General features: G+C 64.8%; 23 protein-coding genes. 11 read left to right on the top strand and 12 right to left on the bottom strand.

Annotation, left to right across the window (positions count from 1 at the left end; all coding sequences use genetic code 11):
• Positions 1-37 precede the first annotated feature (37 nt).
• The 7 genes from FCT00_RS13775 to FCT00_RS13745 all read right to left on the bottom strand — a co-directional run bounded on the left by FCT00_RS13775 (position 38) and on the right by FCT00_RS13745 (position 8,413).
• Positions 38-847, bottom strand: coding sequence for a PRC-barrel domain-containing protein (locus tag FCT00_RS13775; RefSeq protein WP_138423469.1), 810 nt, complete (start codon positions 845-847; stop codon positions 38-40).
• 251 nt (positions 848-1,098) lie between these two features.
• Positions 1,099-3,039 (bottom strand): acetate--CoA ligase, encoded by a 1,941-nt coding sequence (acs, locus tag FCT00_RS13770; protein WP_008330301.1) that lies wholly within the window; start codon positions 3,037-3,039, stop codon positions 1,099-1,101.
• Positions 3,040-3,145: 106 nt separating this feature from the next.
• The gene (locus FCT00_RS13765) at positions 3,146-3,931 is read right to left on the bottom strand and encodes an ABC transporter ATP-binding protein (protein WP_050772029.1); all 786 of its coding nucleotides are present in this window, start codon (positions 3,929-3,931) and stop codon (positions 3,146-3,148) included.
• 14 nt (positions 3,932-3,945) lie between these two features.
• Positions 3,946-4,701, bottom strand: a complete 756-nt coding sequence (locus FCT00_RS13760) for an ABC transporter ATP-binding protein (RefSeq protein ID WP_008330299.1) — start codon at positions 4,699-4,701, stop codon at positions 3,946-3,948.
• A gap of 12 nt (positions 4,702-4,713) precedes the next feature.
• Entirely contained in the window at positions 4,714-5,904 is a 1,191-nt protein-coding gene (locus FCT00_RS13755) for a branched-chain amino acid ABC transporter permease (RefSeq protein WP_040885552.1), read from the bottom strand.
• Between the two features lie 10 nt (positions 5,905-5,914).
• Positions 5,915-6,946 carry a branched-chain amino acid ABC transporter permease gene (locus FCT00_RS13750; RefSeq protein WP_008330297.1) on the bottom strand — a complete coding sequence of 344 codons (1,032 nt, stop codon included), beginning with the start codon at positions 6,944-6,946 and terminating at the stop codon, positions 5,915-5,917.
• 117 nt (positions 6,947-7,063) lie between these two features.
• Entirely contained in the window at positions 7,064-8,413 is a 1,350-nt protein-coding gene (locus FCT00_RS13745; RefSeq protein ID WP_008330296.1) for a substrate-binding protein, read from the bottom strand.
• Positions 8,414-8,630: 217 nt separating this feature from the next.
• Between FCT00_RS13745 and FCT00_RS13740 the strand changes: the two genes are divergently transcribed.
• From FCT00_RS13740 to FCT00_RS13705, 8 genes are all read left to right on the top strand, one after another.
• A complete protein-coding gene (locus FCT00_RS13740) occupies positions 8,631-9,938 on the top strand; it encodes an XRE family transcriptional regulator (RefSeq protein WP_138423468.1) in 1,308 nt (435 codons plus the stop codon).
• A 155-nt stretch (positions 9,939-10,093) separates the two neighbouring features.
• Complete coding sequence (locus tag FCT00_RS13735; RefSeq protein WP_008330293.1) at positions 10,094-10,465, top strand: response regulator transcription factor; 372 nt, start codon at positions 10,094-10,096, stop codon at positions 10,463-10,465.
• Positions 10,466-10,472: 7 nt separating this feature from the next.
• Positions 10,473-10,757, top strand: a complete 285-nt coding sequence (locus tag FCT00_RS13730) for a hypothetical protein (protein WP_008330291.1) — start codon at positions 10,473-10,475, stop codon at positions 10,755-10,757.
• 2 nt (positions 10,758-10,759) lie between these two features.
• Positions 10,760-13,420 carry an ATP-binding protein gene (locus tag FCT00_RS13725; protein WP_008330284.1) on the top strand — a complete coding sequence of 887 codons (2,661 nt, stop codon included), beginning with the start codon at positions 10,760-10,762 and terminating at the stop codon, positions 13,418-13,420.
• A gap of 67 nt (positions 13,421-13,487) precedes the next feature.
• Entirely contained in the window at positions 13,488-14,624 is a 1,137-nt protein-coding gene (locus FCT00_RS13720; protein ID WP_138423467.1) for a FliM/FliN family flagellar motor switch protein, read from the top strand.
• A gap of 84 nt (positions 14,625-14,708) precedes the next feature.
• The gene (locus FCT00_RS13715) at positions 14,709-15,035 is read left to right on the top strand and encodes a TraR/DksA family transcriptional regulator (protein WP_138423466.1); all 327 of its coding nucleotides are present in this window, start codon (positions 14,709-14,711) and stop codon (positions 15,033-15,035) included.
• 48 nt (positions 15,036-15,083) lie between these two features.
• Positions 15,084-15,293, top strand: coding sequence for a hypothetical protein (locus tag FCT00_RS13710; RefSeq protein ID WP_008330278.1), 210 nt, complete (start codon positions 15,084-15,086; stop codon positions 15,291-15,293).
• 91 nt (positions 15,294-15,384) lie between these two features.
• Complete coding sequence (locus FCT00_RS13705; protein WP_138423465.1) at positions 15,385-17,472, top strand: 3-hydroxyacyl-CoA dehydrogenase NAD-binding domain-containing protein; 2,088 nt, start codon at positions 15,385-15,387, stop codon at positions 17,470-17,472.
• Between the two features lie 7 nt (positions 17,473-17,479).
• Here the strand turns inward: FCT00_RS13705 and FCT00_RS13700 are convergent, their stop codons facing one another.
• Complete coding sequence (locus FCT00_RS13700; RefSeq protein ID WP_008330275.1) at positions 17,480-17,695, bottom strand: hypothetical protein; 216 nt, start codon at positions 17,693-17,695, stop codon at positions 17,480-17,482.
• A gap of 106 nt (positions 17,696-17,801) precedes the next feature.
• Between FCT00_RS13700 and FCT00_RS13695 the strand changes: the two genes are divergently transcribed.
• A complete protein-coding gene (locus tag FCT00_RS13695) occupies positions 17,802-18,077 on the top strand; it encodes a DUF2312 domain-containing protein (RefSeq protein WP_008330269.1) in 276 nt (91 codons plus the stop codon).
• A 42-nt stretch (positions 18,078-18,119) separates the two neighbouring features.
• On the opposite strand, the gene FCT00_RS13690 is transcribed toward FCT00_RS13695, so the two are convergent.
• The gene (locus FCT00_RS13690; RefSeq protein ID WP_008330267.1) at positions 18,120-18,995 is read right to left on the bottom strand and encodes a hypothetical protein; all 876 of its coding nucleotides are present in this window, start codon (positions 18,993-18,995) and stop codon (positions 18,120-18,122) included.
• Positions 18,996-19,085: 90 nt separating this feature from the next.
• Between FCT00_RS13690 and FCT00_RS13685 the strand changes: the two genes are divergently transcribed.
• Positions 19,086-20,744, top strand: a complete 1,659-nt coding sequence (locus tag FCT00_RS13685) for an ABC transporter permease (RefSeq protein WP_050772028.1) — start codon at positions 19,086-19,088, stop codon at positions 20,742-20,744.
• 119 nt (positions 20,745-20,863) lie between these two features.
• The gene (locus FCT00_RS13680; protein ID WP_235889086.1) at positions 20,864-21,814 is read left to right on the top strand and encodes a methyltransferase; all 951 of its coding nucleotides are present in this window, start codon (positions 20,864-20,866) and stop codon (positions 21,812-21,814) included.
• 153 nt (positions 21,815-21,967) lie between these two features.
• On the opposite strand, the gene FCT00_RS13675 is transcribed toward FCT00_RS13680, so the two are convergent.
• From FCT00_RS13675 to FCT00_RS13665, 3 genes are all read right to left on the bottom strand, one after another.
• Positions 21,968-22,990 (bottom strand): quaternary amine ABC transporter ATP-binding protein, encoded by a 1,023-nt coding sequence (locus tag FCT00_RS13675; protein ID WP_138423464.1) that lies wholly within the window; start codon positions 22,988-22,990, stop codon positions 21,968-21,970.
• The gene (locus tag FCT00_RS13670; protein WP_008330261.1) at positions 22,983-23,873 is read right to left on the bottom strand and encodes an ABC transporter permease; all 891 of its coding nucleotides are present in this window, start codon (positions 23,871-23,873) and stop codon (positions 22,983-22,985) included. Before FCT00_RS13670 ends, FCT00_RS13675 begins: the two co-directional genes overlap by 8 nt.
• An 83-nt stretch (positions 23,874-23,956) precedes the next feature.
• Positions 23,957-24,967: an ABC transporter substrate-binding protein gene (locus FCT00_RS13665; protein WP_008330260.1), complete on the bottom strand. Its 1,011-nt coding sequence runs from the start codon at positions 24,965-24,967 to the stop codon at positions 23,957-23,959.
• Positions 24,968-25,009: the final 42 nt, after the last annotated feature.

The raw sequence follows: 25,009 nt of genomic DNA, 5'->3' as shown, positions 1-25,009 counted from the left end.
GGTGGCGTCGGAATGACGCCCGCGAGTGGTCTTGGTCTTACGAACCCGAAGCGGCGCGCAGGCTCGACGTGGAGTCGATGACTGTGGCGGTTTCGCTGTCGAATTCTTCCATCGCTTCAAGATCGGCTTCGGTGTAGCCGGTGATCATGAATTCGGTGACTTCACCTTCGTCGGAGGTTTCGTTCACCGCGAGGTGCTCGAGGTCGATGGCGACGTCATGTTCGCCGATGCCCAGGAACCCACCGATACCGATGACGGCCCAGACCTTGTTGTCGAGCATGTAGAAGTTGTCGACTTCGCCGACGTCGTTGCCGTCCTGCGACACGACGTTCACGCCGATGAGCGAGGAAATCTCGACGTCAGCAGCGGCTTCGAGGTCGGAGTCCATGGCGCTGGCATCGGCCGACATTTCGCCGTCGATTTCGCCATCGACTTCGGCTTCGGCGTCAGCCGCCATTTCTTCCATCTCGTCGCCGGCTTCTTCGGCGGCGTTCTCGGCGTCGGCGGCCAGTTCTTCGGCGCCTTGCTCGATGTCCTCAGCGGTGTTCTCGGCCGCATCGGCCACGTCTTCCGCCGTGTTTTCGATCGCTTCGCCGGTCTCTTCAGCGGCGGTCTCGATGTCCGATTCCAGCTCGGTCTCGGTGTCCATCTCGGCGTCGGCGGTCATGTCGTCACCGGTCGCCTCCATGTCGGTGGAGGTCGAGGTGTCGGAGTTCATGGTCGTGCCTTCGGTCGCCACGTCACCGGTCACTTCGGTGTCGGTCGAAACGTCCTGCGCAAAGGCCGAGCCGGCCACGAGGACGAGCGCGGCAGCAGACGTCATCAGGGTCTTGTTCAGCGGTTTCATATTCAAATCTCCTAGTTGTCGTGGCGCGCTCACGCGCCTTGTCACTCCAATGCGATGGTTGCGAGATTTGTTCCGGCCTGAAAAAGATTTGCGATTAGTCACTTAGAAATCGAATTTTTTCAAATGGTTGTGAGTTTGTCGCGAGCAACGGCGGGGTGCCTTGGGGGATGTCACAGACGAAAAAAGGCCGACGCGCGAAGCGTCGGCCTGAAGGTGAGACCCCGCAGAACGCGGGGCGCTCGGGGAGAGGGTCAGTCCGGCTTGCGGTTCGCGATCAGCTCGTCCACCACCGAAGGGTCGGCCAGCGTCGAGGTGTCGCCAAGCGCGCCGTAGTCGTTCTCGGCGATCTTGCGCAGGATGCGCCGCATGATCTTGCCGGAGCGGGTCTTCGGCAGCCCCGGCGCCCACTGGATGTAATCCGGCGAAGCGATGGGGCCGATCTCGGTCCGGACCCAGTTGCGCAGCTCGGTCTTGAGATCGTCGGTGTATTCCTCGCCTTCCATCAGGGTGACATAGCAGTAGATGCCTTGCCCCTTGATCTCGTGCGGGAAGCCGACGACGGCGGCCTCGGCCACCTTGGCATGGGCGACGAGGGCGCTTTCGACCTCGGCAGTGCCCATCCGGTGACCAGAGACGTTGATGACGTCATCCACCCGGCCCGTGATCCAGTAGTCGCCATCGGCGTCGCGGCGGCAGCCGTCACCGGCGAAGTAGTAGCCCTTGTAATCCGAGAAATAGGTCTTCACGAACCGCTCGTGGTCGCCGTAGACCGTGCGCATCTGGCCCGGCCAGCTATCGGCGATGCAAAGCACGCCCTCGCAGGGGGACTCGGCGATCTCGGTCCCGGCCTGCGGGTCGAGCACCACGGGCTGCACCCCGAAGAACGGCTTCATCGCCGCGCCCGGTTTGGTCGCATGGGCGCCGGGCAGGGGGGTCATCATGTGGCCCCCGGTTTCGGTCTGCCACCACGTATCGACGATGGGGCAGTTCCCCTTGCCGACGACGTCGTTGTACCAGTTCCAGGCTTCCGGGTTGATCGGCTCGCCCACGGTGCCCAGCACCTTGAGGTCGGACAGGTCGTATTTCGTCACCCACTCGGTCCCCTGACCCATGAGCGCACGGATCGCGGTCGGGGCGGTGTAGAACTGGTTCACCTTGTGCTTTTCGCACACGGCCCAGAACCGGCCCGCATCCGGGTAGGTCGGCACGCCCTCGAACATCAGCGTCGTCGCGCCGTTGGCGAGCGGGCCATAGACGATGTAGCTGTGGCCCGTGACCCAGCCCACGTCCGCCGTGCACCAGTAGATGTCGCCGTCGTGGTAGTCGAACGTCACCTCGTGCGTGAGCGCGGCATAAAGCAGGTAGCCGCCGGTCGTGTGGACGACGCCCTTGGGCGCGCCGGTCGAGCCGGAGGTGTAAAGGATGAACAGCGGATCTTCGGCGTTCATCGGCTCCGGCGGGCAATCGGCCGAGGCGTTCGCCATCAGCGCGTTGTAGGAGTGATCCAGCCCGTCCTTGAGGCCGACATCGGCGCCCGTGCGCTCGACCACGAGGGTCTGAACCTCGCCGCAATGCTCGCGCGCCTTGTCGACATTCGCCTTGAGCGGCGTGGCGCGGCCCCCGCGCGGGGCCTGATCGGCGGTCACGATGAGCTTGGCGTCACAGCCGGACACGCGGGCGGCCAGCGCCTCGGGCGAGAAGCCCGCGAAGACGATGGAATGGATCGCACCGATGCGCGCGCAGGCCAGCATGGCATAGGCGGCTTCGGGGATCATCGGCATGTAAAGCACGACCCGGTCGCCCTTGCCGACGCCCAGCGACTTGTAGACGTTGGCGAGCTTGTTCACCTGCTCGGACAACTCGTTGTAGGTGATGTGCTTGTCGACGTTCGGATCGTCGCTTTCCCAGATGATCGCGGTCTGGTCGCCGCGGGTGGCAAGGTGCCGGTCGACGCAGTTCGCCGCCACGTTGATCTCGCCGTCTTCGAACCACTTGATCGAGACGTTGTGGTAATCGAACGAGGTGTTCTTGATCTTGGTCGGCGTCTTGATCCAGTCGAGCCGCTTCATGTGTTCGCCCCAGAAAGCGTCGGGGTCGTTCACCGATGCGGCATACATCTCGTCATACTTCGCCGCATCGACATTGGCGTTCTTTACGAAGTCATCGGATGGGGCGTAGGTCTTGTCGGACATGGTCGGTCCTCCTCCTGCCGGTCGTGTTCTTGGAACGGGCGCCCGGAACAGGCGCCCGTGATCTGGCGGGTGCGAAGCGCCCCTCCCGGCGCGTCGCGGGTCCGGCTCAGATGGCCAGGTATTCGTGACGCAGAGCTTCGTTGTCGAGCACCTCTTTCGCGGTGCCGTCGAAGACCACGGTGCCGGTGTCGAGGATCACGGCACGGTCGGCGAGTTCCAGCGCCCGAACCGCGTTCTGTTCCACCAGCACGGTCGTGATGCCCTGCGCCTTGATGACATTCAAGGTCTTCTCGATCTCGTCGACGATGACGGGGGCGAGACCTTCGTAGGGCTCGTCAAGCAGCAGAAGTTTGATATCGCGCACCAGCGCCCGGGCGATGGCGAGCATCTGCTGTTCGCCTCCCGAAAGCGTGGTGCCTTCCTGCTTGCGGCGTTCGCCGAGGCGCGGGAACAGTTCGTAGACGCGTTCCAGCGACCAGCCGATCGGCGGTGCGATCTGGGCCAGTTGCAGGTTTTCTTCCACCGTCAGACCCTGAATGATGCGACGATCTTCGGGCACGAGGGCGAGGCCGTTCTGCGCCGCCTCGTGGCTTTTCATCTGGTGCAGCGGCTTGTGGTCGAGCCAGATTTCACCCTGCGTGACCATCGGGCTGCCGGTGCGCGCCAGCGCCCGCAGCGTCGAGGTCTTGCCGGCGCCGTTGCGGCCCAGAAGGGCGAGGATTTCGCCTTCGTGGACGTTGAAGGTCACGCCTTGGACGATGTAGCTCTCGCCATAATAGGCGTGAATGTCCCAGCAGGAAAAGAAGGCCGGGGCCGTGCTGGCGTGGTTGGCGTTGTTCGAATGATCCACGGGCTCGCGGCGCTTGGCCTCTCCGACGACTTGTTCGTTCATGTCCTTCATCCCCCTTACGCGGCCTCACCGAGATAGGCTTCTTTCACCTTCGGATGGCCCTTGATGTTCTCGGGCGTATCCTCGACCAGCGGCGTGCCTTGGGCCAGCACCGTGATCCGTTCGGCGAGCGAGAAGACGACGTGCATGTCGTGCTCGATGATCGCCATGGTGATGTCCCGTTTTTCCTTGATCTCCTTGAGGAGGTCGATGGTGTTGTTGGTGTCGGCGCGCGCCATGCCCGCCGTCGGTTCGTCGAGCAGCAGAAGCCGGGGTTCCTGCGCCAGACACATCGCCATCTCGAGCCGCCGTTTGTCGCCGCGCGACATCGAGGCCGCGTGCATGTGACGCTTGTCGATCATGTTCACGTCGGTGAGCATCTGCTCGGCCTGTTCGACGATATCGCGCTCATGCGCCACGGTTTCGAACGGGTGCATGCGGAACGCGCCGTCACGCTTGGCGAAGCACGAGATCATGACGTTTTCCATCACGGTCAGGTCGCCGAAGATCTCGGGCGTCTGGAACACGCGGGAAATGCCCATCTGGTTGATCTGGTGCGGCTTGAGACCCAGCACCGACTGGCCGTTGAACATGACCGATCCGGTGTCGGGGATCAGCTTGCCCACGAAGCAGTTGAGCAGGGTGGACTTGCCCGCGCCGTTTGGCCCGATAATGGCGTGCACCGTGTTTTCCTGAACCGAGAGGTTCACGTCCGAGAGGGCTTGCAGACCGCCGAAGCGTTTGCCCACGTTCTTGACTTCAAGGATACCCATTGGAGTTTCTCCTTATTCCGCGGGCTGCGTCTGGGCTTCCGCCCCGTCGCCCTTGGAGCGACGGTTGCGGACGGCCTTGGCGATGCGCTGGCCACCTTCGACAAGGCCACCGGGCAGGAAGATGACGACGAGCATGAAGAGCAGGCCGAGCGTCAGGTGCCAGGATTTGCCGACGAAGAAGTGGCTGAGGCCGATGAGGAAATCTTCGATCCCGTCCGGCATCCACGCGAACCACTGGTGCAGCATGTTGTCGTTGATCTTCGAGAAGATGTTCTCGAAGTATTTGATGAAGCCTGCGCCGAGGATCGGACCCATCAGGGTGCCGGCCCCGCCGAGGATGGTCATCAGCACGACTTCGCCGCTGGCGGTCCACTGCATCCGCTCGGCGCCCGCAAGCGGGTCCATCGAGGCCATGAGCGCACCGGCGAGCCCGGCATACATGCCCGAGATCACGAAAGCGGCAAGGGTGTAGGGGCGCGAGTTGAGGCCGGTGTAGTTCAGGCGCGTCTGGTTCGTCTTGATCGCGCGCAGCATCAGGCCGAAGGGCGACCGGAAGATGCGGAGCGACAGGTAGAAGACGAGGATCGCGACGATGGCGCAGAAGTAGTAGCCGTTGTTGAAGGTGAACTCCCACCCGCCGACATTGAGCTTCGCGCTTTCGTTCATGACGATGCCGAAGAAGTGCGGCGAGGTCGGGCTGTTCTCGCCCATCAGGACCTGCGGATCGTTGGTATAGACCTGAAGGCCGGTTTCACCGTTGGTCAGCGGCGTCAGCACCGAATAGGCGAGGTTGTAGCTCATCTGCGCGAAGGCGAGCGTGAGGATCGAGAAGTAGATCCCCGAGCGGCGCAGCGACACGTAGCCGATGAGCAGGGCGAAGAGGGCCGAGACGATCACCGCCAGCAGGATGCCGGGGACCACGTTGTAGCCCAGAAGCTTGTACATCCACACGACCGAGTAGGAGCCGACACCCAGAAAGGCCGCGTGGCCGAACGAGAGGTAGCCGGTAAGGCCGAAGAGGATGTTGAAGCCGATGGCGAAGATGCCGAAGATCGCGAACCGCTGCATCAGGTCCGGGTAGCCCGCGTTGAACGTGGCCATGCCGGAGCCTTCGGGAAACGGCTGGAGCAGGATCGGCGTGACCAGCGTCAGGAAGACGACGATCAGCAGGAAGGTGGTGTCTCGTTGTGACAGACCGAGCATTTTCATGGTCTTATTCCTCCATCACGCCGGCACGGCCCATGAGGCCCCGCGGACGGGTGAGCAGAATGATGATGGCGACGAGGTAGATGATGACCTGGTCGATGCCGGGAATGAGCGACTTGATTTCGTTCATCGAAGCGAAGCTTTGCAGGACACCCAGCAGGAACCCCGCGGCGACGGCGCCGGGCAAGCTGCCCATGCCGCCGACGACGACCACGACGAAGGAGAGCACGAGGAAGTCCATCCCCATGTGATAGTTCGGTGCCAGAATGGGCGTGTACATCACCCCCGCCATGCCCGCGACCGCGGCGGCGAGGCCGAACATCAGCGTGAAGCGTTTGTCGATGTTGATGCCCAGAAGCCCCACCGTCTCGCGGTCGGCCATACCGGCCCGCACGACCATCCCGAAGGTGGTGAACTGGAGGAACGAGAACACCGCGCCGATCACGATGGCGGCGAAGAGGAAGTAGACCAGACGCCAGTAGGGATAGATGATGACGTTCGGGTCGAAGCCGAGCAACACGCCGAAATCCATCGACCCGGAGAAGGCATCCGGTGCCCCGGTCTGGATCGGGTTGGCGCCGAAGAAGTACTTGATGAGCTCCTGAAGCACGATGGCAAGGCCGAAGGTCACGAGGATCTGGTCGGCATGCGGGCGCTTGTAGAAGTGCTTGATGAGGCCGCGTTCCATGACGAAGCCGACGAGCAGCATGACGGGAATGGCGAAGATGATGGCCAGCGGCACCGACCAGTCGATCAGCCAGTCACCGACATCGGCGCCGAACCAGGCCTCGACGTAAGGAACCTCGACCTTGAGCGGGTTGCCCAGGAAGTCCTTTTTCGTCGGGTCGATCTGTTCGAACGACAGGTTGAAGATCCGCTGAAGCGTGACGGCGACGAAGGCGCCGATCATGAACAGGGCACCGTGGGCGAAGTTCACGACGCCGAGCGTGCCGAAGATGAGCGTGAGCCCGAGGGCGATCAGCGCATAGGCCGAGCCCTTGTCGAGCCCGTTCAGAATTTGAAGAATGATGGCGTCCATTGTCCCCACCGGTGCTGCATAAGGGTGTGTGAAACGAACGCGGCGCGGGTCTTGCCGCCCACTGCCTGCGCATGAGTGTAGGGCGGGGATGTCCCCGCCCTACGAAGGGTCTGACGATTACGCGCCGTCGTTGCACTCGCCGAGCGAGGCTTCGTCGCCACCGAACATCGGGTGGTTCGGCTCGTACATGACCTGATCGACCGGCGTGACTTCCACGATTTCGAGGGTGTCGTACTCGGTGGTCGGGTTCTCGGCGCCTTTCATGACCAGCACGTCCTTGAAGCACTGGTGGTCTTCGGCGCGGTAGAGCGTCGGGCCGTTGCCCATGCCGTCGAATTCGAAACCTTCGAGGGCTTCGGCCACGGCGCAGGGGTTGAACGAACCGGCACGGGTCACGGCGTCGGCATAGAGCAGCGTCTGCACGTAGCAGGTGTGCGCCGAACCCGACGGCGGACGGCCGTACTTTTCACCGAACGACTTGACGAAGGCCTGCGTGCCCGCGTCTGTCAGCTGCCAGTTCCAGTTCATCGAACCGTACACGCCCTTGATGTTCTCGCCGGCACCGGCGGCCATCAGTTCGGAGTAGAGCGGAACCACGATTTCGAAGTTCTTGCCGTTGGCTTGCGCGTCGCGCAGGCCGAACTGGATCGACTGGGTGAGCGAGTTCACCATGTCTCCGCCGTAGTGGTTCAGGATGAGCACGTCCGCGCCCGAGTTCAGAACCGGCGTGATGTAGGACGAGAAGTCGCCCGCGCCGACAGGCGTCATCACGTTGTTGACGGTTTCCCAACCCAGCGCCTCGGTGGCGTTCTGGATCGACTCCTGCTGGGTCCAGCCCCAGGTGTAGTCGGCGGTCAGGTGATAGGCGCGACGGTCGGTACCGTAGGCGTTCTTCAGCACCGGAGCCAGAGCGGCGCCCGACATGTAGGCGTTGAAGAAGTGACGGAAACCGTTGGCCTTGCGGTCCTTGCCGGTGGTGTCGTTGGAGTGGGTCAGACCCGCCATGAAGATGATGCCGGCTTCCTGGCAGAGGCCCTGAACGGCCACGGCCACGCCCGAGGACGAACCGCCGTTGATCATCACGACGCCGTCTTTTTCGATCATCGACTTGGCCGAGGCGCGCGCGGCGTCCGACTTGGTCTGGGTGTCGCCGGTCACGAAGGCCGCTTTCTTGCCCAAGATGCCGGTCCCGTCGAGCGCCTTCGACGAGAAGGTGTTCAGCATGCCGCCGTCGCCTTCGCCGTTGATGTGCTGGATGGCGAGTTCCTGCGCGCGCAGTTCGTCGAGGCCTTCTTCTGCGTAGGGGCCGGTCTGCGGCACGTTGAAGCCGAAGGTCACGGTGTCACCGGTCGGCTCGTTGGTGAACGCCATCGCGCCGGAGGTGAAGATCGTCGGCATCGCAAGGCCGGCGCCGGTCACGGCACCCGTCTTGAGAAGCCCACGACGGGTGAAGTTCGATTTGGACATGAATATCCTCCCGTTTGGAAATGACGACATGGCCTCCCCGCACATGCCGTGTGCCTTTTTACAGGCTGTGGGCATTATGACGTTGGGTCAGAAAATTCCGCAACAAATGGTTCAGATGTAACAATTTTTTTGTAAACAAATGAACTGATACCATGGTATACCTGTAAACAAATTTTCGCGCAGGTGCAGAAAGCATCGGAAAACCAAGGAAAATTTCATGCCTCAGTCCCGCCTGACCGGAAGCCGGATCCGCGAGCGTCGGCTGGCGCTGGGCACGCGTCAGGCCGACTTGGCCCGCGCCGTGGGGGTGTCGCCCGCATACCTCAATCTGATCGAACACAATCGCCGCAGAATCGGCGGCAAGTTATTGGTCGATCTCGCGCGCGAACTGAACACCGAGCCCGCGCAACTGTCCGAAGGCGCGGGGCAGGCGCTCGTCAATGCCCTGCGCGATGCCGCCGCCCGGTTCGAGAACGTCACACCCGAACTCGACCGGGTCGAGGAGTTCGCGGGCCGGTTCTCGGGCTGGTCGGCGCTCGTCGCGACGCAGGCGCGCCGGATCGAGGATCTCGAACGGGTGGTCGAGACGCTGTCGGATCGGCTGACCCACGATCCGCACCTTGCGGCCTCGCTCCACGAAGTGCTGTCAACGGTGACCGCGATCCGGTCGACCGCCGCGATCCTTGCCGAGACCGAGGACATCGACCCGGACTGGCAGTCGCGGTTCCTGCGCAACATGCGCGAAGAGGCGCAGCGCCTGTCATCGTCGGCCGAAGGGCTGGTGACCTATCTTGAGGCGGGCGCGGATACCCGCGAGATGCAGGTCTCGGCGGTCGACGACCTTGCCGCCTATGTGGGCGAGGCGGGCTATCATTTTCCCGAGCTCGAAAAGCCCGCCGTGGGCGAGGGCGAGATCGGGCTGATGCTCGAAAAGGCCGGGCCGCTGAGAGACAAGGGCGCGCGCGACCTCGCCCACCGGATGCTGGTGCGCTATCTGGCCGATGCCCGCGCCATGCCGTTGAGCGCGTTTCGGACCTCGCTCGCCAATACGGGCGAAGACCCGGCGCGGGTCGCCGACGGCTTCGGCGTGGGGCTGGACGCGGTGCTGCGGCGCATGGCCAGCCTGCCGACGGCCGATGACGAACCGGGGCGGGGCCTCGTGGTCTGCGACGGGTCGGGAACGGTCACGCTGCGCAAACCGCTCGAGGGTTTTCCGCTGCCGCGGTTCGGTGCGGCCTGTCCCCTGTGGCCCCTCTATCAGGCGCTGGCCCGCCCGGCGCAACCCATCGCGCGGGTGGTCGAAATGCCGGGCACGGACCCGAAGCTGTTTCTGTGTCGCGCCCTCTCGGTTCCCCGCCCGGCGGCGACTTTCGACGCCCCACCCATTCATGAGGCGACGATGCTCATCGAACCCGTCGAGCACACCTCCGGCCCGGTGCTCAGGGTCGGCGCGTCCTGCCGGATCTGCCCGCGCGAGACCTGTTCGGCGCGGCGCGAACCGTCGATCCTGGGCAAGCAGAGCTAGCCGGTCTTGGCCGTCCCCGCTGCTCGTGCGCACGGTATCGCGCGGCACCACGCGGTCGCCACCGTCCCAAGCCCCTGTTCTGCTTTGACTTTGCACCACCCTGAGGCGATAAACGAGAAACGCGGGCTCAGGGGGAGGGCCCATCGGGGGAGTTTATGGCGAAACAAGTTCTGCTGATCGAGGACGAGCCGAACATCATCGAAGCGATCTCATTCATCCTCAGCCGTGATGGCTGGTCCGTCTCGACCCATGCCAACGGCGAGACGGCGATGGATGCGGTGCGACGGCACACGCCGGATGCGCTGGTGCTCGACGTGATGCTGCCGGGCCGCTCCGGATACGAGATTTTGCAGGATCTGCGGGCCGACCCAGAGATGGGCACGCTGCCCGTGCTGATGCTGACCGCGCGCGGCCAGAAGAAGGACCGGGAATTGGCCGACAAACTCGGCGCGACGCGGTTCATGACCAAGCCGTTCTCCAACGCCGAGGTCCTGACCGTCTTGCGCGAGATGACCGGCGGGGCGTGAGGCGCGGATGACGCGACGCCCGACAACCTTCCTTGCCCGTGACACCTACCGCCGTCGCCGCCTGATCGACGCGCTTCGCGTGCTGCCGGTGCTGGGGCTGCTTCTGTTCCTCGTGCCGCTTCTTGGCTCCGGCACCTCCGAACGGTCGACGGCCTATGCCGGGATGTATTTGTTCGCCGCGTGGCTGGTGCTTATCATCGGGGCGTCTTTGCTGGTGCGTGCGGTGGCGCGCTCGCCCGGTGGCGTCGCCTCGGACCCGCTCGAGCCGGGATCGGTCGAGGACGAGGACTGAGCATGGTCGGCTTCAACCTGCTGATCGCCGTCAGTCTGGCCTATGTCGGTTTCCTGTTCCTCGTCGCGTTCTGGGGCGACCGGCAGGCGCGGACCGGGCGCGGCGGCTGGCTGCGTGCGCCGATCATCTACACCCTGTCGCTTTCGATCTATTGCACGGCCTGGACGTTCTATGGCGCGGTCGGCTACGCCGCGCGGTCGGGGCTGGAGTTCGTGACCATCTATCTCGGCCCCACCATCGTCATGGTCGGCTGGTGGTGGGTTCTGCGCAAGCTGGTCCGCATCGGGCGCGCGCAACGCATCACCTCGGTCGCGGACCTCATATCCTCGCGCTACGGCAAGTCGAACCTTCTGGGCGTGATCGTCACGCTGCTCGCCGTGATCGGCACGACGCCCTATATCGCGCTTCAGCTTCAATCGGTGGTCCTGTCCTATTCGGTCTTCGCCCAGCAAGGCGGGGATGCGGCGGCCGATCCCGAGGCCACCGCGCTTTGGGTCGCTGTCGGTCTTGCCGCCTTTACCGTGCTTTTCGGCACCCGGAACCTCGACGCGAACGAGCGGCATCACGGCGTGGTCACCGCCATCGCGGTCGAGGCGGTCGTGAAACTCGTGGCCCTGCTGGCGGTCGGCATCTTCGTGGTCTGGGGCGTGACGGGCGGCCCCGGCGCGATCGCCGAGACGATCCATGCCTCGCCCATCGCCACGTGGGAACTGGACGGACCGCGCTGGGCCACGATGATCTTCCTGTCCGCCGCCGCGTTCCTGACCCTGCCGCGCATGTTTCAGGTTCTGGTCGTCGAAAACGTGGACGAAAAACAGCTCGCCACCGCAAGCTGGGCGTTTCCCCTGTATATGTTCCTGATGAGCCTGTTCGTGGTTCCCATCGCGGTCGTGGGTCTGAGCGTCCTGCCGGCTGGCGCGAACCCGGACCTTTTCGTTCTGACGGTGCCCCTGCATTTCGATCAGGGCGGGCTGGCGATGCTCACCTTCCTCGGCGGATTCTCGTCCGCGACCTCCATGGTCATCGTGGCGGCCATCGCGCTGTCCACCATGGTGTCGAACCACATCGTCATGCCGATCTGGCTGTCGGCGCGCATGGGCGGGGCGGCGATGTCGGGGGATGTGCGCCATGTCGTTCTGGTGTCGCGCCGCTTGTCCATCGCCGCCGTTCTCGGCCTCGGCTGGTTCTATTACCACCTGTCGGGCGGGGGCGAGGCGCTGGCGGCCATCGGCCTGATCTCGTTCGCGGGCGTGGCGCAGGTGCTTCCGTCGCTGATCGGCGGGCTGTTCTGGCGCGGGGCGACCCGTGTGGGCGCCGCCGTCGGCCTGATCCTCGGCTTCACGATCTGGGCCTACGCGCTTTTCCTGCCGTCCTTCGGCGAGGGCGTGATGACCGCGCGCTTCATGGCCGAGGGGCCTTGGGGCATCGACTGGCTGCGCCCGCAGGCGTTCTTCGGCATCGAGGGGATGGACCCTGTGGTTCATGCGATCTTCTGGTCGATGGCGCTCAACACCGGCGCGTTCATCGCCGGGTCGCTGGTGTCGTTTCCGCGCCCGATGGAGCGGCTTCAGGGCGCCCAGTTCGTCAATGTGTTCGAACACAGCCGCACGGCTCAGGGCTGGTCGCGCGGCAATGCCGAGGCCGAGGATCTTCTGGTCATGGCGCAACGGATCATGGGCGCGAGCGAGGCGCAGAACCTGTTCCATGCCGAAAGCGCGCGGCAGGGCAAGGAAGGGTATCTGCCCGATACCACGCCCGATTTCCTGCGCATTCTCGAACGGGAACTGTCCGGCTCGGTCGGGGCCGCCACGGCGCATGCGATGGTCGGCCAGATCGTCGGCGGTGCCTCGGTCTCGGTCGACGACCTGATGGCCGTGGCCGATGAGACGCAGCAGATTCTGGAATATTCCTCGCAGCTCGAAGCCAAGTCGGAAGAACTGGTCCGCACCGCTCGCCAGTTGCAAGAAGCGAACGAGAAGCTGACGGCCCTGTCGATCCAGAAGGACGCGTTTCTGAGCCAGATCAGCCACGAACTGCGCACGCCCATGACCTCGATCCGGGCTTTTTCCGAGATCCTGAAGGAAGGCGGGATGGAGGATGCGGATACCCGCAAATATTCCGGCATCATTCAGGACGAGGCGATCCGCCTGACACGGCTGTTGGACGATCTTCTGGACCTGTCGGTGCTTGAGGCCGGGCAGGTGACGCTGAACATGCAGCCGGGCAACCTTCAGGCCGTGCTGGACCGGGCGGTCTCCGCGGGCGCGACCGGGCGGGATGGCCGCACGCTCGACATCCGGCGGACCCCGGCACGCGAGGATGTGACGATCGAAACGGACACGGACCGGCTGAGTCAGGTCTTCATCAACCTGATCGCGAATGCGCGCAAATACTGCGATGCGGCCCATCCGCGTCTGACCATATCGGTCGCGCAGAACGCCAAGCGGGTCGAAGTAGATTTCATCGACAATGGCACGGGAATTCCGGCCGAGAGCCAATCCATGATCTTCGAGAAATTCTCGCGCCTGTCGGATCAGCAAAAGGCGGGCGGGGCCGGTCTGGGCCTTGCGATCTGTCGTGAGATCATGTCGAAGCTCGGCGGATCGGTCACATACCTGCCGGGGCAAGGCGGTGCTGCCTTTCGCGTGACCCTGCCGCGTTAACCTTCACCCTTTGTCAACCTTGTGCTGCGAGTGTCGGGGACGGACACCTTTGCCCGTGGCACAGGATATGAACACAGACGAACGCCCCAGCGCGATGCAGCGCAAGGCGGGGGCGGGACGACCGCCGCCCGAGATCGGCGCGCCCACGGCGGCGCGTATTCTGCGCACGGCCATCATGCAGGCGGGCGAGGATGTGGCGGGACTGTCCATCGTCGCGGGCCAGCCCGATGAGGTGCGCACGACCCTTGCCCCGATCGTCGAGGGGATCGGGGAACACGCGCTCATCGCGCTGATCGAGGGGCCCGAGGGTCGCTATGGCCTGATCCTCGTCGATCCGGACACGCTTGCGGCATTGATCGAGATACAGACCACGGGCCGGGTCGTTCCGCGCCCCGCGACCGCACGACCGCCGACCCGGACGGACGCCATCATGTGCGCGGATTTCATCGACCGCGTGCTGGAATTGCTCGAAGACCGGACGGCGGAGGCGGATATCGACATCGCACCGGCGCTGGGCGGGTTTCGCTACGCGCTCGCCCTGTCAGAAGCGCGGGCGATACCGATGACGCTGGACGACGTGCCCTACCGGCGGTTCCACGTCTCTCTCGATCTCGGGCGCGGAGCGAAACAGGGCACGCTCGATGTGATCCTGCCGTTCAATGCGGCCCCGTCGGGTGCCGCTGCGGCGACGAACGCCGACCCGGCGGGGTTCACGCAGGCTCTGGCCGAAGTGGTCGGTGAGGCGGAAGTGCTGCTGCGCGGCACGCTTCACCGTTTGCAGATGCCGCTGGCCGAGGTGGCGGGGCTTTCCGTGGACAGCGTCATCCCCATCCCGCGCGAGGCGCTGGGGCAGGTCGCGATCGAGGATATCGACGGGCGCACCGTGAAACACGGGCGGCTGGGCATGTCGGGTGGCCATCGCGCGATCCGCATCGGCGCGGTCGCCGAGGCGGAACCGCAGATGGACGCGCCCGCGCGCCCTGCGAAACCCGCCGCCCTGCCGCCGGTCGACTCGTTGCCGGACCTGCCGGAAGGTGGCGATGTGCCGGATTTGGGGGATGTCGCGGATCTTGGCGCGCTCGGTGACACTGGCGATCTGCCCGATCTGCCTGATCTGCCGGACTTACCCGATTTGCCGGACCTTGCGGACCTGCCCGATCTGCCCGACTTGTCCAATTCCGACAACCCGCTCGACCTTTCCTGACCGTCTGGCAATCCCGTCTTGACCAAGATCAAGGCGGCGGGACAAACTTGGGCTATTGATGCTCCTGTTTATAGGGGAGACACCATGCCCGACGTCGCGAAATACCGCCCAATACTCGAAGCCCGCCTCGCGGAACTCGACACGCGCCTGCACGAGATCGATGATGAACTCGACAGCCACCAGTCGAAGGACTGGGAAGACCTGGCGACGGAACGGGAAGAAGACGAGGTGCTCGAGCAGATGGGGCAATCCGGTCAGGCCGAGATTGCCCAGATCAAGGCCGCACTGACCCGTATGGACGAAGGCGAATACGGCTATTGCGTGCAATGCGGGGCCGAAATCGCCGAAGCGCGTCTCGACCTCGTGCCACAGGCGCCGCTCTGCGCGACCTGCGCGTCCAAGACAGGCTGACGCAACTATTTTGCTGCTTGGTTCAGAGGAAGGAACCGGGAGGATACTATGAAGGACGAATTGATGAACACGGCCCGCACGCTGATGGACGACATCGCGGCGGACCCGGTGAACTGGCGTATGTGGGAGGACCGCCTGCGCCAGACCATCGCGATGCATGCCGAATACGGGCTTGAGCTTCCGGCACAGCTTCGGGTCTATGCCGATTGGCTGCGGCAGGACGACGACGAAGACCTGTTCGAGAACATGCCGGTCTGACGGCGGCCTTCGGATTACGAAAAATTTGCATTGGAGCCGCCTGCGGCCTAGTTTGCTGTAACAATTAGGCAAATCGGAGCGGTAGCGCCGCATGGACGCGGGACCGTCAGGGGCAGAGAAGGTCAGGTGGGAACGACGCGAAGGCGTCGCGGTTCTCACTGTCGCCAATCCCCCGGTCAACGCGCTTGTCCAGCCGGTGCGCGCGGCCCTGCTCGAAAGCGTCGAACGCGCCGAAGCCGACCCCGACGTTTCCGCCATTCTGATCCAGGCCGAAGGGCGCACCTTCCCCGCTGGCGCCGATGTGCGCGAGTTCTCGGTCGCGGCCGGGGAGCCGACGCTTGCCGACCTGTGCCGGACGATCGAGGACTGCACGAAGCCCGTGGTCGCGGCGATCCACGGCACGGCACTGGGCGGCGGACTGGAACTGGCGCTGGCCTGTCATTACCGCATGGCGCTCCATGACGCGCGGTTTGGATTTCCCGAGGTGTCGCTGGGGCTCGTCCCCAATGCCGGTGGCACCCAGCGTTTGCCGCGTCTCGTCGGAGCGCGGGTGGCGCTCGACCTCCTGACCACCGGCAAGCCCATCGACGCGAACCGTGCTCTTGCCGCCGGGCTCGTCGACAAGATCGTTCAGAAAAACCTCGACAAGGCCGCCTTCGGGTCGGCCCGCAACTTCGCCGAAAGCGGCGTCCCACCGCGCCCGACCCGCGACCGCACCGAAGGGTTCGGGCAGGCCAGACCCTATCTCGAAGCCGTCGCCGCCCGGCGTGCCGCGATGCAGGGCAGTGCGGGCGAGGCCGGGATCAGGGCCGTGGAACTGGTCGAGGCCGCGCTTCTCGTCCCGTTCGACGCCGGGCTGGAGATGGAACACGCGGCCTATGACGACCTCGTGAATTCCGATGCGGCGCGGGGTCTGCGCCACGCCTTCCTCGCCGAACGCCGGGCCGGGCGGTTTCCGTCACTGGCCGGGGTGGCGGCGCAGCGGGTGTCGTCCGTGGGGGTGGTGGGCGCAGGGGCGCTGGCCCGAGATGTGGCGATGGCCGCCCTCAAGGCCGGGGTGCCGGTGACCGTCGCGCTGGAGGACGACACCGCGATCACGCGTGTCCGGGGCCGGATCGAACGCGCCTTCGGCGACGCGGTCGAGGCGGGAACGCTCAGTGGCCGGGACCGCGACGACCGGCTCAGGCGGTTGAACACGGCAGACGACTACGGCGCCCTCGACGACATGGACGTGATTATCGAGGCATTGGCCGAGGACAGCGTGCGAAAGACACAGGCGCTGGGCCAACTGTCGCAGATCGCCGCGGGCCATACGATCTTCGCCAGCTCGACGGCGGAATGCGATATCGAAACCCTCGCAGGCGCGTCAGGGCGCCCGGATCGGTTCGCCGCGATGCATTTCATCGCACCCGCCGATGCCAACCGGCTGGTCGAAATCGCACCGGCGCGGGGCACCCGGCCCGAGGCGCTGATGACGCTGATCCGGCTGGCCCGCGCGATGGGCAAGGGGCCGGTGCTGACCGGGGCGCGGCAGGGGCTGGTCTACAACAGGATGCGTCAGGCCTATTACGCGGCGGCGGCTTTGGTGGTCGAACAGGGTGCCTTGCCCGCCGAAGTCGATCTTGCCATGCGCGGCTACGGGATGCCGCTTGGCCCGTTTCAGGCGCAGGACGTCGCCGGGATCGAAGCGGTCTGGGGCCTGAACCTCGATGCCTGCCCGTCGGAACTTCCCGCACGGATGATCGAACAGGCTTGGTATGGCCAGCGCACCGGACAGGGGTTTTACGACTACCGGGGCGAGGACGGGGTGGGGCGACCCTCGACTGACGTGACCAACATGATCCGGGCATTGCGCGATTATCGCGGGATCAGGCCACAGGTGTTCGAGAAAGAGGACATTCGACGCCGCTGCCTGTTCGCGATGGCGAACGAAGGGGCGCGGCTCGCCGCGGCGCGGGTCGTGGACCGGCCCTCGGATATCGACGCGGTGATGCTGCTGGGGCTGGGGTTTCCCCGCGAAAAGGGTGGCCCGATGCTGGCCGCCGACCTCGCCACACCGCTCGAGGTGCGCAAGGACTTGTCGGCCTGGGCGTCCGAGAACCCGTTCTGGACACCGGTCCCGCTGTGGGACGAGCTTGTGAAGCACGGGCGCCGGTTCGAGACGATCGGAAAGGCCTGAGGCCGGTTCAGGCGAGGATGACGCCGACCACGACGAGGATCAGCCCGAAGGCTGACAGCATCAGCGAGCCGAAGTTCAGGATCATCGCGCGGCGCACGGTTTCGCGCAGCGCCTCGTCGTCCTGCCCGGAGCGTTTCGCCTTGAGCACGCGCAGGGCGCTGAGGATCAGGCCGACAAGGCCCACGGCGGAGATGACCGCACCGATGATGATGAGAAGTTCCATGCGCTGCCTCTAGCGTGGGCAAGGCGCTGCCGCAAGCGAGAAGGGGTCTTGATGGGCGGTGGCGATGCGACTAGCAAGAGGGTCCACCAGACCGAGCGAGGACAGCATGATGGACGTGATGGACGAGACCGAAGGCACCCCGAGCAGCTACCGCGTGACGGCGGACGAGTTGCGCCAGTTCATCGAGCGGTTCGAGCGTCTGGAGATGGAGAAAAAGGACATCGCCGACCAGCAGAAAGAGGTGATGGCCGAGGCCAAGGCCCGTGGCTACGACACCAAGGTCATGCGCAAGGTGATCGCGCTGCGCAAGCGCGAGCCCGACGACATCGCCGAGGAAGAGGCGGTTCTCGACATGTACAAGCAGGCGCTCGGCATGAGCTGATCCGCGATCCGGTCGGTCGGGCCCGGTGCGCCGGACGACCGATCAGGCGGTGATGAAATTCACGCCGGGAATCCGCGCGATTTCCAGCATGTCGTCTTCGTAGGAGGCCGAAAGCTCCTCCACCAGTTCCGCGGTCCAACCCGGCAGATTGATCTCTTGCTCGACCGCGTCTTCGATCGCGTATTTGTCGAGAAAGGCGGCGAGCACCCGGCGGCGCTGGATCTCGTTGGTCGGCTGGTTCTCGGCCATGTAGGCGCGCAGGCGCTTGACCCCTTCGCGCTCCATGATCTGCGCGATGATGTCCAATCCGCCCTTGAACAGCACGCGCATGTCGATGGCGGTGATTTCGTGCATGACCTCGGGCCAGATCAGAGGCGTATCCTCGTTGCACCAGACGGTGATCTGGCAGTCCGGGTTCTCTTCGCGGATGTCCTTGATGATGTCGGACCAGACCATGCCCATCGGGTTCAGCTTCGACATGACTTCGCCCCGGTCGATGTCGGTGTATTTCGTCAGAAAGGCCGGAACGAAGGTCGCGGGGTCGCGCACGGCAAGGAAGAACTCGACCTTGTGGTCGGGGAAGAGGTTGTGGAGCACGCGCGCCTTTTCGGCCGCCGCCGGATAAAGCATTCCATCCTCGAGCGCGCGGCGCGGGCCGCTGATGAAATTGTCGAAGGAAAACACCAGCCGATCCGGGTCCGTGCCGTCGAGGATCTGCTCGAGCACCATGTCCTGCGTTTCGAGCGACGCGGGCTTGCCGGCGAGCTTGACCGCCACATCGGCCAGAAGCTTGCGGTAGCGTGACGGACCGGGAACGGCGACGCCCTGTTCGGTGAAGATCTGGTTGTTCTTGACCAGCGATTTGACGAGTTGATCTTCGTCAGTGCAATGGGCACCGATGTGGAATGCAATCTGCATGAGTGGTTCGGGCCGTCCTTTCGGTAGTGGGCCAATTTATAGCGGGAATTCTGGACAGTTAAACCGGAAATGGGATATGCGGACCGGGCGATGGTTGAGCGAAATGGTCAAGTTCTGACGCGCCCGAAAGGCCTGCGAATGCCCAGCCGGTGGTCGGTGGGGGCCGTGCTGATCGGGCTGCTTGTCGTCGGCCCGATCCTTGCGGTGGTCTGGATGGCGTTCAACCCGGCCGAGAACGTCTGGCCGCATCTCATCTCGACGACGCTTCCACGCTACTTCACCAACACCGTGATCCTCGCCCTGTCGGTCGCGTTCCTGTCCGCCGCTGTGGGCACCGGGGCCGCGTGGCTGATCGTCATGTACCGGTTTCCGGGGAGCCGTTGGCTGGAGTGGCTGCTGCTCTTCCCTCTGGCGATCCCCGCCTATGTCGGGGCCTATGCGCTTGTCGATTTCCTCGAATATTCCGGCCCGGTGCAGACCGCGTTGCGCGGACTGTTCGGGTGGGAGAACGCGCAGGCCTATTGGTTTCCTGAGATCCGCTCCATCGGCGCGGCGATCATCGTCCTGACCGCCGCCCTGTCGCCCTATGTCTACCTTCTGACCCGCACCGGGCTGCGCGAGCAATCGGGCGGGGTGTACGAGGTGGCGCGGGCGCTGGGGTCGGGCCCCTTCGGGCGCTTCTGGCGCGTCGGGCTTCCGCTGGTGCGCCCCGCGATTGCCGCCGGGTCCGCCATCGTGATGATGGAGACGGTCTCGGATTTCGGCACCGTCGATTTCTTCGCGGTGCAGACCCTGACCACGGGCATCTTTACCACATGGCTGGAAATGGGCAACGCGGGCGGGGCCGCCCAGATCGCCATGGTCATTCTGGGGCTCGTCCTCGTGCTGGTCGCCATCGAAAAGGTCAGCCGGTCGAAAAGCCGGTTCTACCGGCTCGAACGCCAGCAACGCCCCGTCGATCCGGTCGCCTTGACCGGCTGGCAGGGGTGGCTTGCGACCCTGTTCTGCCTTGTCCCCTTCGCCGTCGGCTTCATCCTGCCTGTGGGCGTGCTCCTGTGGCACGCGGCGCACAATGCCGAGGAATGGCTGTCCGCCGGGCTGTTCCGCGCCCTCGGGCATACGGTGGCGGTCGGCGGCAGCGCGGCGGTGGTGACGGTGACGCTTGCGCTGTTTCTGGTCTATGGCGTTCGCCTGACCGGGTCGAAGCTGCCGCGCATGGTCATGCCGGTCTCGACGATCGGCTACGCCGCGCCCGGTGCCGTTCTGGCGGTCGGCATCCTGATCCCCTTGGCCGCGCTCGACAACACGGTCGCCGACGCGGTCTATGGCCTGACCGGGTTCGATCCGGGCCTGCTGTTGACCGGCACGGCCTTTGCCATGGTCTTCGCCTACTGCGTCCGGTTCTTCGCCATCGCCCAGAACGCGGCGGATGCCGCGATGGGGCGGGTGTCGCCATCGCTGCCGATGGCCGCGCGGTCGCTGGGCCGGTCGGCGGGCGGGGCGCTGCGCGAGGTCTATGTGCCCCTGATGCGCGGCTCGGTTGGGACCGCGCTTCTGCTCGTCTTCGTGGACTGCGTGAAGGAGTTGCCCGCGACGCTTCTTCTGCGCCCGTTCAACTACAACACGCTCGCTACGCGGGTCTATGAAAAGGCCTCGCTGGAACAGATCGGGCAGGCGGCGCCCGCGGCGATCCTCGTCATTCTCGTGGGGCTCGTGGCGGTCGGTTTCATGGCGCGCGCGAACCGCTGATCGCGGATTGACAGCGCGACGGGGCGGCCCTATCTGCGCGACCGATGCGCCAGCGAGCGCAGCGTGACGCCCGCCGCGTGGCCGACCGGCAGATGAGTGGGCCCCTTGGATGAAAACCGATGGCAGGAATGCTGTTTCCCTCGGGCGACCCCGCCGCCGACCGGCGCGCGAGCTATGCCGAGACAATGGCCCATCTGGGCGATATGGACGCGGCGATCGACGTGTTGTCCGGCGCCCTTGAGATCGCGCCGGGCTGGGCGGCAGGCTGGTTCCGGCTGGGCGAATTTCACGACCTTGTCGGAGATGGCGACGCCGCCGTGACGGCATGGGGCCGGGCCATGACGCTCGATCCGACCGACCCGTTCGGGGCGGGCCTGAAGCGCGATCTGGCGCGGGCTGTTCCGCTGGTCGACACGATGCCGCCAGCTTTCGTGGAACTGCTGTTCGACCAATATGCGCCGCGTTTCGAGACGTCGCTGGTCGAAAAGCTGGACTATCGCGGGCCGGACGAGATCATGTCGGCGCTCGCCGTCGCAGGTTTGGACCGGGTCGAAAGGGCGCTCGACTTGGGCTGCGGGACCGGGCTTATGGGCGAGCGACTGCGGGGGATCAGCGGTTGGCTCGAAGGCTGCGACCTGTCGGCCCGGATGCTGGCCGAGGCGGACGCCAAGGGCATTTACGACCGGCTCGAAAAGCGCGACATCGGCGCCTTGGACCTTGGCGGTGCGCCGTTCGACCTGATCGTCGCCGCCGATGTGTTTGCCTATCTCGGCGCGCTCGAACGGGTGGTCGGCTGGTGTGCGGGGATGCTGGCACCGGGCGGGCGGCTGGCGTTCACCGTCGAGAAGGCCGACACGGGCGTCGTCCTGCGCGAAAGCCGCCGCTTCGCCCATGGTCCCGACTACATCGCCCGCCTGCTGGCCGATGCCGGTTTCGCCCATTTGAGGATCGAAGATTGCGTCGTCCGTCTGGACCGGGGCGCGCCCATCGCCTCGCTCTGCGTCGTCGCCACGGGGTTGGAGGCGAGCCGCAACGCGGGCGAAGAGGATCGCGCGTCGCTCCCGGCCTGAGCGACCGGGCGGTGCGGGCTTGCGCCCGCGCGGTTTTTGCGCCGCCCCGGCGAGGCCGGGTCGACGCGGTGGGGGAGGCCAGCCTCCCCCAGCCGGCCTTGCGGGGCAAGTCCGGCCCCCTCCGAGGTTTCTTGAAACGAAGAAGGACGCGGGTCAGGCGTGGAGCGCGCGGATCGCCGTCGACAGATCGACGGTGCCGATCAGCTTGCCGGTCTCGTCGGTGACGCCGACGGTGCGGTCCGGGGCTTCGTTGATGACCGGCATCGCTTCGTCCAGCACCATGTCGCCGTCGACGGTCGGCCCGTCGAACCCGTTCGGGGCGGCCGTGGCGAGACCGTAGAGGCGGATCACCTTGGCGCGGTTGATGTCCTTGGTGAAGTCCGCGATGTAGTCGTCCGCCGGCTTCAACACGATCTCCTGTGCGTCGCCCTCTTGGATGAGCGCGCCGTCGCGCAGGATGGCGATGTTTTCGCCGAGGCGCAGCGCCTCGTCGAGATCGTGGGTGATGAAGATGATGGTCTTGTGAAGCTCGTCCTGAAGCTCGAGCAGGATCGACTGCATGTCGAAGCGGATGAGCGGGTCGAGGGCCGAGAAGGCTTCGTCCATCAGGAGGATTTCCGCATCGGTGGCCAGCGCGCGGGCGAGACCCACGCGCTGCTGCATCCCGCCCGATAGCTGGCCCGGATAGTGGCGTTCGTAGCCCGACAGGCCAACGCGGTCGATCCAGTGCTGGGCGCGTTTCTTCGCCTCGCTCTCGTCCACGCCCTGAATCGTCAGGCCGTATTGCACGTTCTCTTCGACCAGCCGGTGCGGCAGGAGGCCGAATTTCTGGAACACCATCGACATCTTGAACCGTCTGAGGTCGCGAAGCTGGTCGTCGGACATCTTCATCACGTCCTCGCCGTCGACGAGGATTTCGCCCGCCGTCGGTTCGATCAGGCGGTTGACGTGACGGATCAGGGTGGACTTGCCGGACCCCGACAGGCCCATGATGACCTGAATGCGCTTCTCCGGGATATCGAGCGACACGTCCTGAATGCCCAGCACGTGATTGTGCTTGTCCAGAAGCTCGGGCTTGCCCATGCCGTCCTTGACCAGCGGCAGTACCTTTTTCGGGTTGTTGCCGAAGATCTTATAGAGGTTCCGGATCTGAACCTTGATGTTTTCCTCAGTCATTGCCACGTCCCGTCCGATAGGCCTGAAGCCGTTTGCCGTAGGTCTGCGAGACCCGGTCGAAGATGATCGCCAGCGCCACGATGGCGAGACCGTTCATGAGGCCGAGCGCAAGATACTGGTTCGAAATGGCGCGCAACACCGGGACGCCGAGCCCCTGCACCCCGATCATCGAGGCGATGACGACCATCGACAGCGCCATCATGATGGTCTGGTTCACGCCCGCGAAGATGTTGGGCAGCGCCAGCGGCACCTGAACGCCGAAGAGTTTCTGCCGGGGCGAGGCGCCGAAAGCATCGGCGGCCTCCATCACGTCGGCATCGACCAGGCGAATGCCGAGGTTCGTCAGGCGCACGATCGGCGGGATCGCGTAGATGCACACGGCGATGAGGCCCGGCACCTTGCCGATGCCCAGAAGCATGACGACCGGGATGAGATAGACGAAGGACGGAATGGTCTGCATCACGTCGAGGATCGGCGTGATGATGGACTGCATCCGGTCCGAGCGCGACATGAGGATGCCGATGGGAATGCCGATGGCGATGCAGAGGATCGTGGCGACCGAGATGATGGCGAGGGTGGACATCGTATCCTCCCACATCCCGAACACGCCGATCAGGACGAAGGCGACGACCGAGCCGATCGTGATCTTCCAGTCCCGCGCGCCAAGCCAGGCCAGCCCGCCGATGACGAGCAGGATGATGGGCCATGGCGTCGCCTGAAGCAGATCCTCGAACCAGACGAGGAATTTCAGAAGCGGATTGAAGAACGCTTCGAGCGCCTCACCCGTGGCGCGCGTGAATTCGCGGAAGTTGCCGTCGATCCACCGGCGCATGGCCGACAGGTCGGCCCGCCCGAGCGACGGGAATTCTGTCAGAAATTCCATCCCTGTTCCCCTTCTGAGGTCATTGTTCTTGAATTGAAAAAGGGCCCGCGTCCGGCGCGGGCCCTTTTCCTGTCACGTCGCGATCAAAGCGCGTCCTTGACCTTGGCGGCCACGTCTTCGCCGACCCACTGGGTCCAGATGTCTTCGTGGGTCATCAGGAATTCGAACGCGGCGTCTTCGCCGGTCGCCTGATTTTCGTTCATGAACACGAGCATGGCGTTCATCACGTCACCCGGGAACACGCGGGCCTTGAAGTAGTCGGCCGCGACGCCGCCCTTTTCCATGAAGTCGTCGGTCACGACCGTCTCGACCTCGGACACCGTCCATGCGGTCGGCTGCGGGTCCTGACAGTCCTGCTCGGCCAGCGCGATGCAGCCGTCCCAGTTTTCGCGGCCGGCGAACTCGGCCTCGAACGGCAGCATGACCATGTTGTATTTGCCGATCATCGAGGTGGGCGACCAGTAGTAGCCGAACCACGGCTCGCCCCGGTCGGCGGCTTTCGCCATCGACCCGTCGAGGCCCGCGGCCGAACCCGGATCGACCAGCACCCAGCCTTTTTCTTCCATGTCGAAGGCGCGGAAGAGGTTGGCGTTCACGAGCTGACAGCCCCAGCCCGCCGGGCAACCCACGAAGGCGCCTTTGCTTTCGTCTTCCGCGTAGGGGAAGAGGTCGGGGCGTTCGAGCAGTTTCTCGACGGTGTCGAGTTCCGGGTGCTCTTCGGCGAATGCGGGCGTCACCCACCAGCCTTCGCCAAGGCCGGTGATCGGGCCGTCGTTCAGCGCGACGAGCGAGCCTTCTTCCTTGGCGGCCGACAGCGGATCGCGCACAGCGTTGATCCAGAGTTCCGGTGCCACGTCGGGCTCGGCCTTTTCGCTCATCGATGCGAAGGTCGTGGTGGTCGCGCCCGGGATGAGCGAGACGTCGCAGCCATATCCTTCTTCGAGGATGATCGCGTCGACATTGGCCATGAGTTCGGCCGAGGCCCAGTCCATTTCCGCAATCGACACGTCTCCGCATTCCTGCGCGAAGGCGGCCGAGCCGAAGCAGACCGAAATGCCGAGCGCGCCAAGCACGCCGAGTGTTTTGTTAGTCATGAGGGTCTCCCTGTGAAATCGTTCGTTTGGGTGTCTCTTCCC

Origin of the sequence: Maritimibacter alexandrii (genome assembly GCF_005871115.1) — a bacterium.
GTDB lineage: Bacteria > Pseudomonadota > Alphaproteobacteria > Rhodobacterales > Rhodobacteraceae > Maritimibacter > Maritimibacter alkaliphilus.
This window is presented reverse-complemented; position numbering and strand designations above follow the sequence as displayed.

Excerpts from the sequence above, each read along its gene's own strand:
- FCT00_RS13775 (WP_138423469.1), bottom strand. The coding sequence starts at position 847 with ATGAAACCGCTGAACAAGACCCTGATGACGTCTGCTGCCGCGCTCGTC.
- acs (WP_008330301.1), bottom strand. The coding sequence starts at position 3,039 with ATGTCCGACAAGACCTACGCCCCATCCGATGACTTCGTAAAGAACGCC.
- FCT00_RS13765 (WP_050772029.1), bottom strand. The coding sequence starts at position 3,931 with ATGAACGAACAAGTCGTCGGAGAGGCCAAGCGCCGCGAGCCCGTGGAT.
- FCT00_RS13760 (WP_008330299.1), bottom strand. The coding sequence starts at position 4,701 with ATGGGTATCCTTGAAGTCAAGAACGTGGGCAAACGCTTCGGCGGTCTG.
- FCT00_RS13755 (WP_040885552.1), bottom strand. The coding sequence starts at position 5,904 with ATGCTCGGTCTGTCACAACGAGACACCACCTTCCTGCTGATCGTCGTC.
- FCT00_RS13750 (WP_008330297.1), bottom strand. The coding sequence starts at position 6,946 with ATGGACGCCATCATTCTTCAAATTCTGAACGGGCTCGACAAGGGCTCG.
- FCT00_RS13745 (WP_008330296.1), bottom strand. The coding sequence starts at position 8,413 with ATGTCCAAATCGAACTTCACCCGTCGTGGGCTTCTCAAGACGGGTGCC.
- FCT00_RS13740 (WP_138423468.1), top strand. The coding sequence starts at position 8,631 with ATGCCTCAGTCCCGCCTGACCGGAAGCCGGATCCGCGAGCGTCGGCTG.
- FCT00_RS13735 (WP_008330293.1), top strand. The coding sequence starts at position 10,094 with ATGGCGAAACAAGTTCTGCTGATCGAGGACGAGCCGAACATCATCGAA.
- FCT00_RS13730 (WP_008330291.1), top strand. The coding sequence starts at position 10,473 with ATGACGCGACGCCCGACAACCTTCCTTGCCCGTGACACCTACCGCCGT.
- FCT00_RS13725 (WP_008330284.1), top strand. The coding sequence starts at position 10,760 with ATGGTCGGCTTCAACCTGCTGATCGCCGTCAGTCTGGCCTATGTCGGT.
- FCT00_RS13720 (WP_138423467.1), top strand. The coding sequence starts at position 13,488 with ATGAACACAGACGAACGCCCCAGCGCGATGCAGCGCAAGGCGGGGGCG.
- FCT00_RS13715 (WP_138423466.1), top strand. The coding sequence starts at position 14,709 with ATGCCCGACGTCGCGAAATACCGCCCAATACTCGAAGCCCGCCTCGCG.
- FCT00_RS13710 (WP_008330278.1), top strand. The coding sequence starts at position 15,084 with ATGAAGGACGAATTGATGAACACGGCCCGCACGCTGATGGACGACATC.
- FCT00_RS13705 (WP_138423465.1), top strand. The coding sequence starts at position 15,385 with ATGGACGCGGGACCGTCAGGGGCAGAGAAGGTCAGGTGGGAACGACGC.
- FCT00_RS13700 (WP_008330275.1), bottom strand. The coding sequence starts at position 17,695 with ATGGAACTTCTCATCATCATCGGTGCGGTCATCTCCGCCGTGGGCCTT.
- FCT00_RS13695 (WP_008330269.1), top strand. The coding sequence starts at position 17,802 with ATGATGGACGTGATGGACGAGACCGAAGGCACCCCGAGCAGCTACCGC.
- FCT00_RS13690 (WP_008330267.1), bottom strand. The coding sequence starts at position 18,995 with ATGCAGATTGCATTCCACATCGGTGCCCATTGCACTGACGAAGATCAA.
- FCT00_RS13685 (WP_050772028.1), top strand. The coding sequence starts at position 19,086 with ATGGTTGAGCGAAATGGTCAAGTTCTGACGCGCCCGAAAGGCCTGCGA.
- FCT00_RS13680 (WP_235889086.1), top strand. The coding sequence starts at position 20,864 with ATGGCAGGAATGCTGTTTCCCTCGGGCGACCCCGCCGCCGACCGGCGC.
- FCT00_RS13675 (WP_138423464.1), bottom strand. The coding sequence starts at position 22,990 with ATGACTGAGGAAAACATCAAGGTTCAGATCCGGAACCTCTATAAGATC.
- FCT00_RS13670 (WP_008330261.1), bottom strand. The coding sequence starts at position 23,873 with ATGGAATTTCTGACAGAATTCCCGTCGCTCGGGCGGGCCGACCTGTCG.
- FCT00_RS13665 (WP_008330260.1), bottom strand. The coding sequence starts at position 24,967 with ATGACTAACAAAACACTCGGCGTGCTTGGCGCGCTCGGCATTTCGGTC.